16 protein-coding genes are annotated in these 16,307 nt (G+C 67.3%); 11 read left to right on the forward strand and 5 right to left on the reverse strand.

All coding sequences use genetic code 11. The features are described 5' to 3' along the window. Window positions 1-43: 43 nt before the first annotated feature. The 4 genes from B2W22_RS07420 to B2W22_RS07435 all read left to right on the forward strand — a co-directional run bounded on the left by B2W22_RS07420 (window position 44) and on the right by B2W22_RS07435 (window position 3,625). Entirely contained in the window at window positions 44-394 is a 351-nt protein-coding gene (locus B2W22_RS07420; RefSeq protein WP_175121279.1) for a DUF3325 domain-containing protein, read from the forward strand. A 166-nt stretch (window positions 395-560) separates the two neighbouring features. Then, window positions 561-2,555, forward strand: coding sequence for a ribonucleoside triphosphate reductase (locus B2W22_RS07425; protein WP_175136305.1), 1,995 nt, complete (start codon window positions 561-563; stop codon window positions 2,553-2,555). Between the two features lie 94 nt (window positions 2,556-2,649). Further along, complete coding sequence (gene nrdD / locus B2W22_RS07430) at window positions 2,650-2,832, forward strand: anaerobic ribonucleoside-triphosphate reductase (protein WP_175121277.1); 183 nt, start codon at window positions 2,650-2,652, stop codon at window positions 2,830-2,832. Then, window positions 2,798-3,625, forward strand: a complete 828-nt coding sequence (locus B2W22_RS07435; protein ID WP_286936939.1) for an anaerobic ribonucleoside-triphosphate reductase activating protein — start codon at window positions 2,798-2,800, stop codon at window positions 3,623-3,625. The genes nrdD and B2W22_RS07435 overlap by 35 nt, the downstream gene beginning before the upstream one ends. Here the strand turns inward: B2W22_RS07435 and B2W22_RS07440 are convergent. Next, a complete protein-coding gene (locus B2W22_RS07440; RefSeq protein WP_175136303.1) occupies window positions 3,616-5,034 on the reverse strand; it encodes a PLP-dependent aminotransferase family protein in 1,419 nt (472 codons plus the stop codon). The two genes, B2W22_RS07435 and B2W22_RS07440, sit on opposite strands and share 10 nt — an antisense overlap. Window positions 5,035-5,164: 130 nt before the next feature. Here B2W22_RS07440 and B2W22_RS07445 point away from each other — a divergent pair, with 130 nt between their 5' ends. The 4 genes from B2W22_RS07445 (at window position 5,165) to B2W22_RS07460 (ending at window position 9,681) form a co-directional block, all read left to right on the forward strand. After that, entirely contained in the window at window positions 5,165-6,454 is a 1,290-nt protein-coding gene (locus B2W22_RS07445) for a hydroxymethylglutaryl-CoA reductase, degradative (RefSeq protein WP_279971227.1), read from the forward strand. A gap of 69 nt (window positions 6,455-6,523) precedes the next feature. Then, window positions 6,524-7,015 (forward strand): hypothetical protein, encoded by a 492-nt coding sequence (locus tag B2W22_RS07450; protein ID WP_286936940.1) that lies wholly within the window; start codon window positions 6,524-6,526, stop codon window positions 7,013-7,015. Then, entirely contained in the window at window positions 7,012-8,397 is a 1,386-nt protein-coding gene (locus B2W22_RS07455) for a tripartite tricarboxylate transporter permease (protein ID WP_175121273.1), read from the forward strand. Before B2W22_RS07450 ends, B2W22_RS07455 begins: the two co-directional genes overlap by 4 nt. Window positions 8,398-8,523: 126 nt before the next feature. Then, window positions 8,524-9,681, forward strand: coding sequence for an NAD(P)H-dependent flavin oxidoreductase (locus B2W22_RS07460; protein WP_175183655.1), 1,158 nt, complete (start codon window positions 8,524-8,526; stop codon window positions 9,679-9,681). Between the two features lie 14 nt (window positions 9,682-9,695). On the opposite strand, the gene B2W22_RS07465 is transcribed toward B2W22_RS07460, so the two are convergent. Both B2W22_RS07465 and B2W22_RS07470 read right to left on the reverse strand, forming a co-directional pair. Then, complete coding sequence (locus B2W22_RS07465; RefSeq protein WP_175136300.1) at window positions 9,696-10,364, reverse strand: HAD family hydrolase; 669 nt, start codon at window positions 10,362-10,364, stop codon at window positions 9,696-9,698. A gap of 109 nt (window positions 10,365-10,473) precedes the next feature. After that, window positions 10,474-11,676 carry a CynX/NimT family MFS transporter gene (locus tag B2W22_RS07470; protein ID WP_286936943.1) on the reverse strand — a complete coding sequence of 401 codons (1,203 nt, stop codon included), beginning with the start codon at window positions 11,674-11,676 and terminating at the stop codon, window positions 10,474-10,476. A 107-nt stretch (window positions 11,677-11,783) separates the two neighbouring features. On the opposite strand from B2W22_RS07470, the gene B2W22_RS07475 reads away from it, so the two are divergent. Further along, complete coding sequence (locus B2W22_RS07475; protein WP_175136298.1) at window positions 11,784-12,695, forward strand: LysR family transcriptional regulator; 912 nt, start codon at window positions 11,784-11,786, stop codon at window positions 12,693-12,695. Here B2W22_RS07475 and B2W22_RS07480 read toward each other — a convergent pair. Both B2W22_RS07480 and B2W22_RS07485 read right to left on the reverse strand, forming a co-directional pair. Beyond that, the gene (locus tag B2W22_RS07480; protein ID WP_286936946.1) at window positions 12,686-13,486 is read right to left on the reverse strand and encodes a DUF169 domain-containing protein; all 801 of its coding nucleotides are present in this window, start codon (window positions 13,484-13,486) and stop codon (window positions 12,686-12,688) included. The two genes, B2W22_RS07475 and B2W22_RS07480, sit on opposite strands and share 10 nt — an antisense overlap. 78 nt (window positions 13,487-13,564) lie before the next feature. Further along, window positions 13,565-14,482, reverse strand: a complete 918-nt coding sequence (locus B2W22_RS07485; protein WP_286936948.1) for a LysR substrate-binding domain-containing protein — start codon at window positions 14,480-14,482, stop codon at window positions 13,565-13,567. A 157-nt stretch (window positions 14,483-14,639) separates the two neighbouring features. On the opposite strand from B2W22_RS07485, the gene B2W22_RS07490 reads away from it, so the two are divergent. Both B2W22_RS07490 and B2W22_RS07495 read left to right on the forward strand, forming a co-directional pair. Next, the gene (locus B2W22_RS07490) at window positions 14,640-15,389 is read left to right on the forward strand and encodes an SDR family oxidoreductase (protein ID WP_175183661.1); all 750 of its coding nucleotides are present in this window, start codon (window positions 14,640-14,642) and stop codon (window positions 15,387-15,389) included. Window positions 15,390-15,432: 43 nt separating this feature from the next. Beyond that, entirely contained in the window at window positions 15,433-16,242 is an 810-nt protein-coding gene (locus B2W22_RS07495; protein ID WP_175136294.1) for a nucleotidyltransferase domain-containing protein, read from the forward strand. Window positions 16,243-16,307 lie beyond the last annotated feature (65 nt).

The following is a 16,307-nucleotide window of genomic DNA, read 5'->3' on the forward strand; positions in this document are numbered from 1 at the left end:
CGCCACCCGGCAGGCACAGCGACCCGCGCAACAAAGCAGCCGCATGACCATGAACGACCTCTGCGCCATCGCGATGGCCTTGCTGCTGACCTACGCCGGCATGGCTTGCCTGGCGCTTGCCACCCCCCGTCACTATCACCAGGTCTGGACGCGCAATCCGCACGCCGGCCACACGCGCGTCCTGCGCGGCGCCGGGGTCCTGTTGATGGGGCTGGCCATCCTTCCCTGCGTGGGCCTGTGGGGCGACGTGTTGGGGATGGTGGTCTGGCTGGGCTGGCTGTCCGCAGGCGCGCTGCTGTGGTTCGGCCTGCTGTCATGGGCCCCGCGGCCGGCCGCCGGCACGGCGGCGGTCGCGGTGGCGATTTCCCTGCTCGGCGTGAGCATCGGCTTCTGATCCGGCCGGGCCGGCGACAGGCGCCGGGTGCGACCGACCGCCGCATTGCGCAAATTCACGACAGTTTTCGGCCATTTGACGCGGGTCAACCGGCATCCACATCCAGCGGTTCCAGCACCATATGTGGTGATAGAGTCTTCGCACTCCACTACATATGGTGCCAACAATGGAAATCCAACATATCCTCAAGCGCGACGGCCGCGTCGTTGCATTCGATAGCGAGAAGATCGCGCAAGCCATGGCGGCGGCGGGCCAAAGCACCGGGGAGTTGGACCTGCAAGGCGCACGCGCGCTGACCGGCACCGTCATCGCAAAGCTGGATGGCAACGTCTGCCCCGGCGTCGAAACCATCCAGAACCGCGTCGAAGACGTGCTGGTCCAGGCAGGCCATTGGCGCACGGCGCGCGCCTACATCGTCCACCGCGAGCAGCACGCCCGCCTGCGTTCGCTGCGCCATACGCTGGTCGACGTCGAAAGCGCCATGGAAGAGTATCTGGAACAGCGCGATTGGCGCGTCAACGCCAACGCCAATCAGGGCTACAGCCTGGGCGGCCTCATCCTGAACGTCGCCGGCAAGGTCACCGCCAACTACTGGCTGTCCAACGTCTTCACCCCGGAAGCCGGACATGCCCACCGCGAAGGCGACATCCACATCCACGACCTGGACATGCTCAGCGGCTACTGCGCCGGCTGGTCGCTTCGCCAGTTGCTGACCGAAGGCTTCAACGGCATTCCCGGCAAGGTCGAATCCACGCCGCCCAAGCACATGTCGGCCGCCATCGGCCAGATCGTCAACTTCCTGGGCACGCTGCAGAACGAATGGGCCGGCGCGCAGGCGTTCAGCTCGTTCGACACCTACATGGCGCCCTTCATCCGCCGCGACGCGATGACCTACGCGGACGTCAAGCAATCCATCCAGGAACTCATCTTCAACCTGAACGTGCCCAGCCGCTGGGGCACACAAACGCCCTTCACCAACCTCACGTTCGATTGGACCTGCCCGGCCGACCTGAAGGACCAGATCCCTTACGTGGGCGGCGAGGAAATGCCGTTTTCCTACGGCGACCTGCAGGCCGAGATGGACATGATCAACCGCGCGTACATCGAGGTCATGATGGCCGGCGACGCGAAGGGCCGCGTGTTCACGTTCCCCATTCCCACCTACAACATCACGCCCGATTTCGACTGGGACCATCCCAATACCGAGCGCCTCTTTGAAATGACGGCGCGCTACGGATTGCCGTACTTCCAGAACTTCCTGAATTCCGACCTGGAGCCGCACATGGTGCGCTCCATGTGCTGCCGCCTGCAGCTCGACCTGCGCGAACTCCTGAAGCGCGGCAACGGCCTCTTCGGCTCGGCCGAGCAGACCGGATCGGTCGGCGTCGTGACCGTGAACTGCGCCCGGCTGGGCCATACCTGCCGCGGCGACGAAGCGCGGCTGATGGAGCGGCTGGATTACCTGCTGGCGCTGGGCCGCGACGTGCTGGAAACGAAGCGCAAGGTCGTGCAGCGCTACATCGACCAGGGCCTCTACCCCTACACCCGCCGTTACCTGGGCACGCTGCGCAACCACTTCAGCACGTTGGGCGTGAACGGCATCAACGAGATGATCCGCAACTTCACGGACGATGCTGAAGACGTGACCACGCCCGCCGGCCACGCCTTTGCGGTGCGCCTTTTGGACCGCGTGCGCCAGCGCATGACCGAATTCCAGGAAGAAACCGGCCACCTCTACAACCTTGAAGCCACGCCGGCCGAGGGCACCACGTACCGCTTCGCTCGCGAAGACCGCAAGCGCTACCCGGGCATTCTGCAAGCGGGTACGGACGCCCAGCCCTACTACACGAACTCCAGCCAGTTGCCGGTCGGCTACACGGACGATCCCTTCCACGCGCTGCAACTGCAGGAAACGCTGCAAAGCAAGTACACGGGCGGCACCGTGCTGCACCTGTACATGAACGAGGCCGTGTCCACCGCCGAGGCCTGCAAGCAGCTCGTGCGCCGCGCGCTCACCAACTTCCGCCTGCCTTACATCACGGTCACGCCCACGTTCTCCATCTGCCCGAATCACGGCTACCTGGCAGGGCACCACGAGTTCTGCCCCAAGTGCGACGCGGAACTGCTGGCCAAGCAATCGTCTTGCTGCACCCCGGCCTAGCGTTGCCGGGATCCGGGGCGGTGCGCAACCTTCCGGCGCGCGCCGTCCTTTACCCGCCGGGCAAGCGTCCGGCATCACTTTCCGAGGAAAACCTATGCAAACCTTGACCGCTCCCGTCGCCGCGTCCGCTCCCGCTGTCCAACTGGACGACAGCCAGCGCGTGCGCTGCGAAGTCTGGACCCGGGTGATGGGCTACCACCGCCCGGTTTCTTCCTTCAACACCGGCAAACAGGGCGAATTCAATGAGCGCCGCTTCTTCGTCGAACGCAGTGCCTGAAGGCGGATCGCCCCAGGGCAACTCGCCGGCCGGCGGCGCCGGCCGGCCCGCCGCCCAGGCCATTCGCCTGCTGGCGGATCGGCCGGCCTATGCCGCACCGCCGCAGCCGGTTATCCAGCCCCTGCCCCGGCACTCGCCCGCCGTGGGCGGGCTGGTGCCTTTTTCCACCGTCGACTGGCCCGGCCAACTGGCCGCGGTCGTCTTCATTTCGGGCTGCCCGTGGCGCTGTCACTATTGCCACAACGTCGAACTCCAGACGCGCGCCGCCCGCTATGACTGGCGCGAGGTCCGCGCCTTCCTCGAAACCCGCAAGGGCCTCCTGGACGCCGTTGTGTTCTCAGGCGGCGAGCCGCTAAGCGAGCCGCGCCTGCCCGCCATGATCCGAGACGTCAAACGCATGGGCTACCGCGTGGGCCTGCACACCGCGGGCATCTACCCGCTACGGCTTGCCGACGTGCTGCGTCATCTGGACTGGGTGGGCATGGACATCAAGGCGGACGCCAAGGGTTACGACGACATCACGGGCCGGCGCGATTCCCAGCGACCGGCGCTGGCGTGCCTGACGCAGTTGCTGTCCGCCGGACTGGATTTCGAATGCCGCATCACGTGGCATCCCGACTGGCTGGACGAATCGCGGCTGATGGCGCTGGCGCGGGAACTGGCCCGCCGCGGCGTGCGCCAATTTGCGGTGCAAGCCGCGCGCGCCGCGCCCGACGCACCCGTCGCGCGAGCGCTCAGCAACCAGTCGCAGGGCGAGCTGCGGCAGGCCTTCCAGGAATTCTCCTATCGCTGATCCAGATGCGCAGCCAGGGTGGCGTGGAAGCGCGGCGACACCACGGCGCCCACATTGCAGCGGGACCACGGCGACACCGCCGTGGGATCCACGCTGAACACGCGACCCGGCGCCATGATGACCTTCTCGGGCATCAGCGCCGCGGCCAACGTCAGCGAATCCGCCACGCCGGGAAACGCAGACCACAGATACAACGAACTGGTCGGCCGCGTGAACACCTGCGCGCCCAGCGAATCCAGCACCTGCAACGCCTGGCCGGTCGCAGCTTCCAGCCGCTGCCGCAGCCGCACCAGATGCCGCTCGTAATGGCCCTCGCGCAGCATCACGTCCACCATGCGCTCGCAATATTCAGAACTGCTGACGTGCACTAGCGCCTTCAGATCGGCCAGGTCGCTTGCCAGCGCAGCGTTGCACGCGATGAAACCCACGCGCAACGCCGCCGAGAAAGACTTCGAGAAGCTGCCGATGTAGATGGTGCGCTCAAGCTGATCCAGCGCCGACAGCCTGACCGACGACGTGGGCTTGAAGTCCGCCAGGGGGTCGTTTTCGACCACCATCAGGTTGTAGCGCTCTGACAGTTGCAGGATCTTGTAGGCCTTGGCCGGCGACATGTCCGAGCCGGTGGGATTGTGCGCGATCGACTGCGTAAAGAAGAGCCGCGGCTTTTCGCGCTGCAGCAACGATTCCAATGCAACGACGTCCGGCCCGTCAGGCAGGCGCGGCACGCCCAGCATTCGCACGCCGGCCAGCTTCAGCTTGCCAAAGAGCGGGTAGTAGCCGGGATTGTCCACCAGCACCGTCGACCCCGGCGGCAGGAAGTAGCGGATCACCAGATCCATTGCCTCGTTGGCGCCATGCGTCAGCACCAGTTGCGACGGCGCGGTGTTGATGCCCACGTCGCCCAGCTTGCGGACCAGGCTTTCGCGCAGCGGCGCATAGCCAAATCGGCTGCCGTAGCGGAACAGCGCGCCCAGCCCCGTGCGCACCACCTTCTGGTGATAGCGATCCATGCGCATGTCCGCCAGCCACTCCACCGGCGGAAAGCCGTCGCCCACGGCGACCGCATCCGGTTGGGTCTTGAGCTGTTCGCGCATCAGCCACACGATGTCCATCGCCCGGCTCAATTGCCCCGGCTCTTCGTCCGCGGCCGGGCGCGCGTGATCGACGTCCAGCACATAGAAGCCCGAGCCGCGCCGCGGTTCGACCAGCCCGCGCGCCACCAGCATTTCAAACGCCACCACGACTGTGTTCTTGGCGTAGCGGTGCAGTTGCGCCAGCTCGCGCAAGGACGGCAGCTTGTCGCCCGCGCGGTAGACGCCGTCGGCGATCTGCTGGCCGATCAGGTTGGCCAGGCTCTCGGCGATGGGCGCCGCGCGCTGCGGCCTGCCCGGCGAATTGGCGTCATCCACGTTGCGATCCCCGTCTTGTCGTTGTCAAAATTGGTGCAGTGCGATGGTACTGTTTGCCCAAACTGTACCTCTGAATAGCGGTACAGTTTACCTAGAATCAGGCCACTCGATTCTTATACGGAGACACGCCATCGTGGCCGATTCACGCCTGCCCAACTTCCGGGCCCTCACCCCCGCCCAACGCCTGGCCTTCATTGCCGACGCCGCCTCGCTTACCGATGAAGAGCGCCAAATGCTGGCCGAGCCCGGCGCGCTGAACCTGGCCCGCGCCGACGGCATGATCGAAAACGTCCTGGGGACGTTCGAGCTGCCGCTGGGCGTGGCGGGCAACTTCCAGGTCAATGGCCGCGACGTCCTGGTGCCGATGGCCGTGGAAGAGCCGTCCGTGGTGGCGGCCGCGTCCTTCATGGCCAAGCTGGCGCGCGAAGGCGGCGGCTTCGAGACGTCCAGCACCCGCCCGCTCATGCGCGCGCAGGTGCAGGTCCTGGGCCTGACCGACCCGCATGGCGCGCGCCTTGCCCTGCTGCGCGAGCGCGAACGCATCCTGACGCTGGCCAACAGCCGCGACAAGGTGCTGATCGAACTGGGCGGCGGCTGCCAGGACATCGAGGTCCACGTGTTCCCGGACACGCCGCGCGGCCCGATGATCGTGATGCACCTGATCGTCGACGTGCGCGACGCCATGGGCGCCAACACCGTCAACACCATGGCCGAGGCCGTGGCTCCGCTGGTCGAGGAAATTGTCGGCGGCTCGGTCCGCCTGCGCATCCTGTCCAACCTGGCCGACCTGCGGCTGGCCCGCGCCCGCGTGCGCCTGACGCCGCAGACGCTGGACACCAAGGAGCGCAGCGGCGCCGAGATCATCGAAGGCGTGCTGGACGCGTACACGTTCGCCGCCATCGACCCGTACCGCGCTGCGACGCACAACAAGGGCATCATGAACGGCATCGACCCGGTCATCGTCGCCACCGGCAACGATTGGCGCGCGGTCGAGGCCGGCGCGCACGCCTATGCCGCGCGTTCGGGCCGCTACACGTCGCTGACGCATTGGGAAAAGGACACGTCGGGCGCGCTGGTCGGCAGCATCGAAATGCCCATGCCTGTGGGCCTGGTCGGCGGCGCCACCAAGACCCATCCGCTGGCGCGACTTGCGCTCAAGATCATGGACGTACGCTCCGCGCAGGAGTTGGGCGAAGTCGCCGTGGCCGTCGGCCTGGCGCAGAATCTGGGCGCGCTGCGGGCGCTAGCCACCGAAGGCATCCAGCGCGGCCACATGGCGCTGCACGCCCGCAACATCGCGCTGGTGGCCGGCGCCACGGGCGCGGAGATCGACGAGGTCGCCAAGCGCATGGCCGCGGAAAAAGACGTCCGCACCGACCGCGCGCTGGCCTTGCTGGAGGAACTGCGCGCGTCCCGATAACCCGAACGGCGAGTACCCGAGGCGGAGCCGGTCACCCCGCGCGCCGTCCGATAAACACAGGAGAGAGACATGAAACAAAGCCCTCAGGCGCCGTCCACGCGCCTGGCTGAAGTATGGAGCGACACCGTGGATCTCAGGCATCTGGCCTGGGCCATCGGCATTGGGATCTCGGTCAGCGTGGCCGGCTTCTTTGCCGCCCGCCGCTGGCTGCGCGGCGTGGTGGCGTCACCCGAGCTCGCGCACGCATACGCGATGCTGGCCGGGCTGGCGGGCTGCGTGCTGGCTGGCGTGATCTGCGCCCGACTGTTCCCGCCCAAACGCGAGGTCGTCGAGCACAGCGCCACGCACGATCCTGCCTGGCGCGCCGAAGTGCTGGCCGAGCTGGCCGAACAGCCCGGCGGCCTGGGCACGCTGGCGGACCTGCCCGAGGCCGTGGTGCGCGAGCTGAAGGAACTGGACCTGTACGACCTGTTCGCGCAGCCGGCGGCGCCCGCCGTCTCTGCCACTGCCGCCGATGTTGCCGACCCCCGGCGCGGCGCCGCCAAGGAGGCCTTGGCATGAGCCCCGAACTGCTTGAACAAATCATGGTGGCCGCGGGCATGGGCCTGCTGGGCGCGGTCGTGTTTGCGGCCATCGGCCTGGTGTCCGGCACCGATGAAACCACGACGCTCGCGCCGCTGACGCTGCTGGTCGTGCTGCTGGGCGTGCCGCCCGCCGGCGTCTTCACGTTCTTTCTGGCGGGCGCGGTGGCCAAGCACATGACGCACGCCGTGCCGACCGCGCTGCTGGGCATCCCGGGCGACACGCTGGCCACGCCGCTGCTGCAGGACGCGAACATGCTGCGCAAGCTGGGCGTGCCGCACATTGCGCTGCGCAAGATGGTGTCCGGCGCCATCGTCGCCGCCTTTGTCGCGGTGCCGCTGGCGGTGCTGTTCGCCGTGCTGCTGGCGCCGTTCGGCGCCGCCATCACCAAGTCGGCCCCGTGGATCTTCCTGGCGGCCGCATTGCTGATCGCGTATTTCTCCGCGGGACGCTGGGCGGCGGTGGCGCTGCTGGTGCCGTTCGTCATGGTGATCATTGCGCTGCAAAGCCTGACGGCCAAGTACGGCGTCAAGCTCAGCATCAGCTACTTCCTGGGCATCGCCATCGGACCGCTGATCGCCGACCTGTTCACCGTGCTGTCGCCGCAAGGCCGCGGCAAGATGATGCGCGACAAGGTGCGCACGTTCTCGCTGGCGCCTGACGTAAAAGGCTGGTCGGGCTACTTTCCGAACCCGCTGAAAGTCATGGACCGGGTGCAGACGCGCTGGACGCTTGCCACCGCAGCCGTGTCCAGCGCCACCTTCGTGTTCAGCCCGGTCGCCATGACCGTCGTGCTGGGCGAGCTGGTGGGTTCGCGCGTCAAGCACGCCTATCACCGGCTGACGACGGTGCTGAGCGCACGCAACGGCGTGACCGAGGCCACCTACATCGCCGAGGCCCTGATTCCGCTGATCGCCTTCGGCCTGCCCCTGAGCCCCGTAGCGGCGGGACCGGCCGCGCCGCTCTTTAACGCGCCGCCGCGCTTCACGGTGGATTCGGCAACCGGCCAGACGCACAACCTGCACAACCTGCTGAACCATTGGGAATTCCTGGGTTACGGCATGCTGGCGGTGCTGCTGGCGGCAGTGGTGTCCTATCCCTTCGCCATGAACTTCGCGCGCCGCGCCGCGCTGTTCGTGTCGCGCCGCGTCAGCCACGAGGCCATCATCGCCACGTTTGTCGGCCTGATCATCGTGATCAGCGTCTGGGAAGGCCAATTCCTGGGCCTGCTCGTCATCCTGACCATGGGCCTCATCGGCGGCCTGCTGTCGCGCCTGTTCGGCTTCAATACCGGCGTGCAGTTCATGGGCTACTACACCGCCGTGCTGTCCGTGCCGGCGATCATCAAGCTGCTGGGATAAAAACGTGACGGATGGGCGGGAGCTGTCTGGCCCCCGCCCATTGCCGCACCACTTGATCCTTCGCAAGGCGGCGCTCCCCACGTTGCTCTAGCCTCTGCTCTCTTGACCAGAGGAAAGACTCATATCATGACGTGGTTCAAATCACTCACCCTCGCCGGACGCGAGTTGCTGCCCATCGTGCAGGGCGGCATGGGCGTTGGCGTATCCGCCCATCGCCTGGCCGGCGCGGTTGCCAGCCAGAACGCCGTGGGCACCATTGCCAGCGTCGATTTGCGCCATCACCACGCCGATCTCGTGGAAAGAACTGAAAAATGCAATGACCGCGACACGATCGACACCGCCAACCGTGAAGCCCTGCACCGCGAAGTACGCGCGGCGCTCGACACCGCGCAGGGCCGCGGCCTGGTAGCGGTAAACGTCATGAAAGCCGTGCGCGACCATCCCGCGCTGGTGCGCCAGGCCTGCGAAAGCGGCGCCGAGGCCATCGTCATGGGTGCAGGCCTGCCGCTCGATCTGCCTGAAATGACGGCCGACTTCCCCAAAGTGGCGCTGGTGCCCATTCTCTCCGAAGCGCGCGGCGTTGCAGCCGTGCTGAAAAAGTGGATGAAAAAGGGCCGTCTGGCCGACGCCGTCGTCATCGAACACCCGGGTTACGCGGGCGGCCACCTGGGCGCGGCACGAATCGACGACCTGCACAGCGAACGCTTCGATTTCAAAAAGGTGCTGGCCGATTGCCACGCCCTTTTCACTGAACTGCAACTGGGCCGTGACGCCCCCCGCCTGATCGTCGCGGGCGGCGTCGGCAGCCACGAACAGGTCCGCCACTGGCTCAGCAACGGCGCCGATGGCGTGCAGGTCGGCACCGCGTTCGCCGTCACCCACGAAGGCGACGCCCACGAAAACTTCAAGCGCGTCCTGATCGACGCCGACCCCGCCGAACTGGCGGAATTCACCAGCGTGGCCGGCCTGCCGGCACGTGCGGTCGCCACGCCGTGGCTGACGCGCTACCTGCGCCAGGAAGGCACGCTGCAAGCCAACACCCGTGCCGACCCGCGCCGCTGCAGCCAGCGTATGGACTGCCTGACGCAATGCGGCCTGCGCGACGGCATCGCCAAGTTCGGCCAATTCTGCATCGACCTGAAACTCGCGGCCGCGATGCGTGGCGAAGTCAGCCGCGGTCTTTTCTTCCGCGGCGCGTCCAAACTGCCATTCGGCAATGCCATGCGTTCCGTGCGCGAACTGATGGATTACCTGCTGCATGGCGAGATGCCCGCCGCGGCATAGATCAGCAGCCCCTCTCAGATGATCTCCGGCAGCCGCCGCAGATCATCGATCACTTCAAAGGCGCCCTCGTCCAGCAACCGCTGCCGCTGTTGCGGTCCGTTGTGCGAGGCGCCCACAAACCCCACTGCCCGCATGCGCGCCGCACGGGCAGCGCGCACACCCGGCACGCTGTCCTCGACCACGACGCAATCCAGCACCGCGGCCCGCATCTGCCGCGCTGCGTACAGAAAAACGTCCGGCGCCGGCTTGCCCTTGGCCACCTGCGCAGTGCTGAACACATGCGGTGCAAACGTCTCCCACAGACCCACCATCTTGAGCGCGGCCTCCAGCTTGGCCGGCGTGCTGCTGGACGCGACGCACAGGTCCAGCCCGCGTTCCTTCAATACCTTCAGCGTCTCGTGCACGTGCGGCAAGGGGCGCAGTTCGGTGCGGAACGTGCGATCCAGCCGATCGGCATACTGGCGCGCGAAGCCTTCGGGCAACGCGCAGGCGTGCTCGGCCTGCAACGTGCGCCACATGTCCGCATCCGGAATGCCGGCAAAGCGCAGCGCGGCCTCTTCGGGCGTGATGGCGATGCCGTGTTCGGCCAGGGCGCTGGATTGGGCGCGCGCGGCGATGATTTCGCTGTCGATCAGGACGCCATCGCAATCAAAGATGACGAGGCGCGGGGCGGGCGTGTGCATGTAACCTCCAACGTGTTCGGCCGCTCCATGATAGGCCAGCCCGGTGACAGCGAAGCGCCCGCCTCATGACCGGCACCGAGTGACCGACGGCGCGCGCTGCCAAGCCTTATCAAAGATTGGCGCCCCCGACGCGCCGCAGGCGCCAGGCGACGGCCACACCCGCCAGTCCTGCCGCCGCCACGATGAACGACGCGGAGGACCAGCCAAAGCGGTCGATCGCGCCGCCCACCGCCACAGGTCCGATGACCTGCCCCAGATTGCTGCCCTGCATGACCAACCCCACCGACGCCGCGGTCAACGCCGGACGTGGCGCCACCTGCGGCGCGGTGCCTAGCAACGTCGCAGGGATCAGCCCGCCCACGGCCGAAAACAGCACGCACAACAGAAAGGTGGTCATGGCCGGCAGCGCGGAACCGAAGATCAGCAGCGACACGGCCGCCATCACTGCGCTGGCGCAGGCGATCAAGGTGGACCGCCGCCAGCCGCGTGCAAGCAGTACGCCCGCGCCCAGATTGCCCACCACGTTGGCGGCGCTGGCAATGGCGCTGTACAGCCCGGCCGTCGCCAGCGTCAGCCCCAGTTGCTCCATGAGCAGCACCGGCAGGAAGGTGAACAGCGCGAAGAACATCAGGCTGTAGAGGGTGAACGACAGCGCCAGCAGCATCGGGCCGGCCGCGCCCATGGTGTCGACCGTGTCCTGTCGTAGCCCCTGCCACGACAGGGCCGCGCCGCGAGGCGTGGGCGGCGCCAGCACGGCGATGCTGGCAAGCGCCACGCCTGCAGCGATGCCCGCGCACCACCAATAGGCGTGCCAGTCATCGAACGCCTGCGAGGCGAGCATCGCGATTGCCATTCCGGCCGGCATGTAGCAGCTCCAGAGTGCAAAGGCGAAATCGCGCCTGCCGCCAGTGACGATGCGCTGCAGCGCGGCAGGCCCCGCCACCGTAATCATCAGGAAACCCAGTCCCTCGATCACCCGGGAGCCAAGCAGCACGCCATAGCCGGGCGCCAGCGCGCCCACCGCCGTGCCCGCCGCGGTCGCCGCCAGGCCCAGGATCAGCATGCGCCGGGCGCCAAAGCGCGCGATCACCCCGCCCGCCGCGATGCCGCCCACCATGCCCAATATCGAAAACACCGCCGTCAGCGTGCCAATGGACGCGAGGTCCAGCCCCATGTCCTTGCGCAGCAGCGGCGCGGCGATGATGACCTTGCCCACCTGCAACGCCGCCACGACGCCCGCGCCAACGATGGCCAGCACCGCGCCCCAATGGGGGTGCCCGACGGCGCCTTCCGCCCCTTCAACCTTGTCCATCCCGTCCCTCGCTATCGCCAAGATTCCGGCATCATGCCTCGCAAAATTGATTCCGCGAAGTGATAACCTTTCGACGATCTTGATCGAACAAATAGATCAACCTTCCCATGATTGACGCGCTGACCCTGGACCAACTGCGTGTGTTCGCCGCCGTCGCAGATACCGGCAGCTTTCGCGCGGCCGCCCGGCGCTTGTCCCGTGTGCAGTCCGCCGTCAGCCACGCCATTGCCAACATGGAGGCGCAACTGGGCGTACCGCTGTTCGACCGCACCGGCCATCGTCCCGTCATGACGCCGCAGGGCCAGGCGCTGCTTGCCAACGCCCGCGACATCCTGCTGCGGGTCGATGCGATGCGCGCTCGCGCGCAGGGCCTGGGCGAAGGCGTCGAGCTGGAGCTTTCGCTGGTGGTGGATACGCTCTTTCCGATCGAACGGGCTGGCGCGGCGCTGAACCACATGCGCACCGCGTATCCCTCGGTGGCGATGCGCGTCTCGGTGCTGCCCTTGGGCGGACCGGTCGACGCGCTGTTGGCCGGCACGCACACATTGGGCATTCTTGCAGGCGAGCATTTCCGGCATCCGCGCATTGCGGTGCAGGCGCTTGGCGCCATTCAGATGGTGGCCGTGGTCGGCGCTTCGCATCCCCTGGCGCAGACTGCGCGCGCCGGCCGCGCGCTTACCGCGGCGGACCTGGCGGATCACCTTCAGATCGTGCAGTCCGATCCCTCGTCGCTGTCGGAGGGCCGCGACTTTGCCGTGCTGTCGCCGCAGACCTGCCGCGTCAGCGGCCAGGACACCAAGCACGCGCTGATCCTGTCCGGGCTCGGCTGGGGCCGGCTGCCGCTGTGGCAGGTCGAGCGCGACCTGGCCGAGGGCCGCCTGCTGCGCGCGCCCACCGCCAGCCTGGGCCGCGACAGCCAGGTCACCACCGAAACCTATCTTGCGCACCGCATCGACCGGCCGCTGGGACCGGCCGCGCGCGCGCTGGCCGCGGCGCTGCACGCCGGCATTCACCCCTGAGCCTTGGGCGGCTGCGCGTAGCTCACCCCCATGCCGGCGCGCACGTCGTTCTGGATGCCATAGGGCGCGATGGGATAGCGCAGGCCATTGGCCGACAGCGCCTTCATGCCTTCGATGGCAATCGGCAGATAGCGGGGAGGCAGCGCCATCAGCATTTCTTCGTCGGGCACGCCGCCATAGCGGCGTTCGGCAAAACAGGGCAAGGACAGGCTGGGTTCGCCCGTAGCAAGCGCCCTGCCCCAGGAATCCGCACAGGCGGTTTCCCCCACGACGCTCCAGTCAAAGCGCTGATAGTTCTTCCATTGCAGGCCGTTGATCAGGATGATCATCTGGCCCGGCGTGGCGTACACGAGGCAGATGTCCGGCGGGTCGAGGCGACCGTTCGCCAGCGGCGACACCACCATGGCGCGGTACTTGCCCGCCGGCACACAGGTCAGCGCCTCCTGGCGCGCCCGGGCATCGGCTTCGGTCGCGTGCCAGACCCCCACATATTCCTTGCCGCGCTTCCAATCTTCGTCCTGCGGCCCCAGCCCGATGACCGCGCGGCATTGCGCGCCGACCAGATCGTCGCCCGTAATGCCGACCGTCCAGCCCAGCCTTGCCGCCATGCCCACGATCTGGTCCGTGGTGTGGGTGGCCTGGGGCCGGCGCAGGCCCTTCACCCCCGCCATGTCGGCTTCGTGCTCGTAAAGCTTCATGCCGATGACGGTGGTCTTCAGCCGCAGCAGCCGGTTCAGGTCGTCGACCAGCGCCGCCCAGTCGAGCGCGGTTTCCTGCCTTGTCTCTTCCATGTTCGTCCTTTGGACTGTTGTTTGCGGTCTGGTCGGCCGAAGGCCTGCGTTGCCGCACGCGGTCAAGACTACAACGCGTCAGGCGAACCCGTCGATGCCCCGCATCAGCGCCGCCGCCATGCGCGGCTGGCGCAACTGGTCCAACCACCAGCGCAGCGCCCGCCCGTCGTGATCGCCGCGCCAGGCGAGATACAGCAGGTTGGGCTCGCGCGGCGTCTCGGTGGCCATCTCGACCAGTTCGCCTCGCGCCAGCAGCGAGGCCACGCGGTGGCGCGGCACCCAGCCCACGCCGAGGCCTTCGCGTTGCGCCAGGATTTTGGCGCGCATGCTGGGCACGGCCAATGTCGCCTGCCCGCCGACCCTGCCGTACCCGCGCGCCGACGAGCCGCGCGCCGTGTCGGCGACGACGACGGCGCGATGTTGCTGGATCTGGTCCTGGCGCAACGGCCCCTTTGCCTTGGCCAGCGGATGGCGCGGTGATACGGCAAAAAGCCACTCCATCTCGCCCAACGCCGCCCATTGCAGGTTCGGCATGGTCTGCGGCTCGTTGGTCGCGCCCACAATCAGGTCTGCCCGTCCCTCGCGCAGCGCTCCCCACGTGCCGCCCAGCACCTCGTGCGTGAAGCGCAGCCTGACGCCTGAATCCAGCTTGTCGAAGGCCCGGACCAGCGGCGCCATCAGTTCGAATTCCAGGATCTCGTCGCTGACGATGTGCAGGCGGTCTTCCCAGCCGCTGGCCACCTGCCGCACGCGCTGCGTGAGCCGGCTGACATCCTGCGCCAGCCGCGCGGCTTCGTCCGCCAGCAATTGGCCGGCGGGCGTCAGTTGCAGCCGATACCCGCGGCGGTCGAACAAGAGGGCATCGAAGCGTTCCTCCAGTTGCCGCGCGGCGTGCGACACGGAAGACGGCGCCTTGCCCAGCCGGGCGGCCGCCCGGGACAGGCTGCCGCTATCGCGGATGGCTTCCAGCAGCGAGAGTTCATTGGCAGTCAGCATCGCGGGCTCAACATAGTGGGCTGTACCTCTGGGGATACACGTTCCGGGCCAGACATGTGCAATTTCTTCGAACGTGTTTGTGCGTCAGATCGTACGACAAACCCCCGGGCCAGGCGCAACATGGCTACACCTCACCTCCACACCAAAGGAACCCGTCATGAACCGTTTTGAACAAAAGACCGTCCTGGTCACCGGTGGCACCAGCGGCATCGGCCTCGCTGCCGCCCAAGCCTTCGCCGCCGAAGGCGCCCGCGTCATCGTTACCGGACGCGACACCGCGGCGCTGGAAAAGACCCGCGTCACCCTGGGCGGCAACGCCTTGGCCATCCAGAACACCGCTGGCGCGCCCGGCGCGGCGGCGGCCCTGGCGGACGCATTGGCCTCGGCAGGCGTGCGCCTGGACGCCGTCTTCGTCAATGCAGGCATCGCCAAATTCGCCACGCTGGCCGACGCCACCGAAGACCTGTGGGACCAGACGTTCGACACCAACGTCAAGGGCGTGTTCTTTCAGTTGCAGGCGCTGGACCCCTTGCTCAACGCGGGCGCGTCCATCGTGCTCAACGGGTCCATCAATGCCCATATCGGCATGCCGGCGTCGTCGATCTACGCGGCCAGCAAGGCGGCGCTGATCTCGCTGGCGAAAACGCTGTCGGCCGAATGGCTGCCGCGTGGCGTCCGGGTCAACGTCGTCAGCCCCGGTCCGGTCACGACGCCGATCTACGGCAAGCTGGGCCTGGACGCCGACACGCTGGAGAAGACAGCCGCCAGCATCCAGTCGCAGATTCCGCTGGGCCGCTTCGGTACGCCGCAGGAAATCGCCGCAACCGTCCTGCATCTGGCTGCGCGCGAATCGGCCTTCATCGTTGGCACGGAGATCATTGCGGACGGCGGGATGAGCCAGCTTTGAGCCGGCGCCGGGCCGATGGCCGGGCGGTGCTAGGATGCGGGGCATGACTTCGATCCTGCACGCCCACCCCATCGACCCCGCCGTCCGCGAACGCGTGATGGCGACCCTGCAAGACATCGAGCAGCGCCACGACGTGCGCGTCCTGCTCGCCTGCGAATCCGGCAGCCGCGGCTGGGGCTTTGCCTCGCCCGACAGCGACTACGACGTGCGCTTTCTGTACGTACACAAGCTGGACTGGTATCTGCGCGTGGCGCCGCAACGCGACGTGATCGAGCTGCCGATTGACGACGAACTGGACGTCTCGGGCTGGGAGCTGCGCAAATCCCTGCAACTCTTGCGCGGTTCCAACCCCACGCTTTTCGAGTGGCTGGATTCGCCCATCATCTATCGCCAGGACGACGCCGTCAGCGCGTGGCTGCGGCATTTCCGCAGCGCGTACTTCTCCAGCACCAAGGGGCGCTGGCACTACGTTGCCATGGCCGGCCGCAACTTCCGCGAATCGCTGCAGGGCGACACGGTTCGCCTGAAGAAGTATCTGTACGTCCTGCGCCCGGTGCTGGCCGCCCAATGGATCGACAGCGGCCGGGGCGTTCCGCCGATGCGCTTTGCCGATCTGGCCGACGTCATCATCACCGACACCGCGTTGCGCGCCGAGATCAATGACTTGCTGGCCATCAAGATGGCGGCGGGCGAAGCCGAGCACGGTCCTCGCTTCCCGCTGATCCACGCGTATCTTGAATCGACCTTGGCCGAACTGGAAAAGGCGCCCTACTTCGACCGGCCCGACGGCCAGACCGAGACGCTGGACCGGTTTTTGTATGAGGTCGTCACGGGCGCGCCGCTGACGTATTGAGCTGCAGGACCAACGGCCGCCGATGCCCGTTGCGACGGCTCGCCCTCCCTCATTGCCGCGCACAA

The sequence above is a fragment of the Achromobacter sp. UBA4530 genome, from assembly GCF_002388205.1.
Taxonomy (GTDB): Bacteria; Pseudomonadota; Gammaproteobacteria; order Burkholderiales; family Burkholderiaceae_B; genus Achromobacter; species Achromobacter animicus.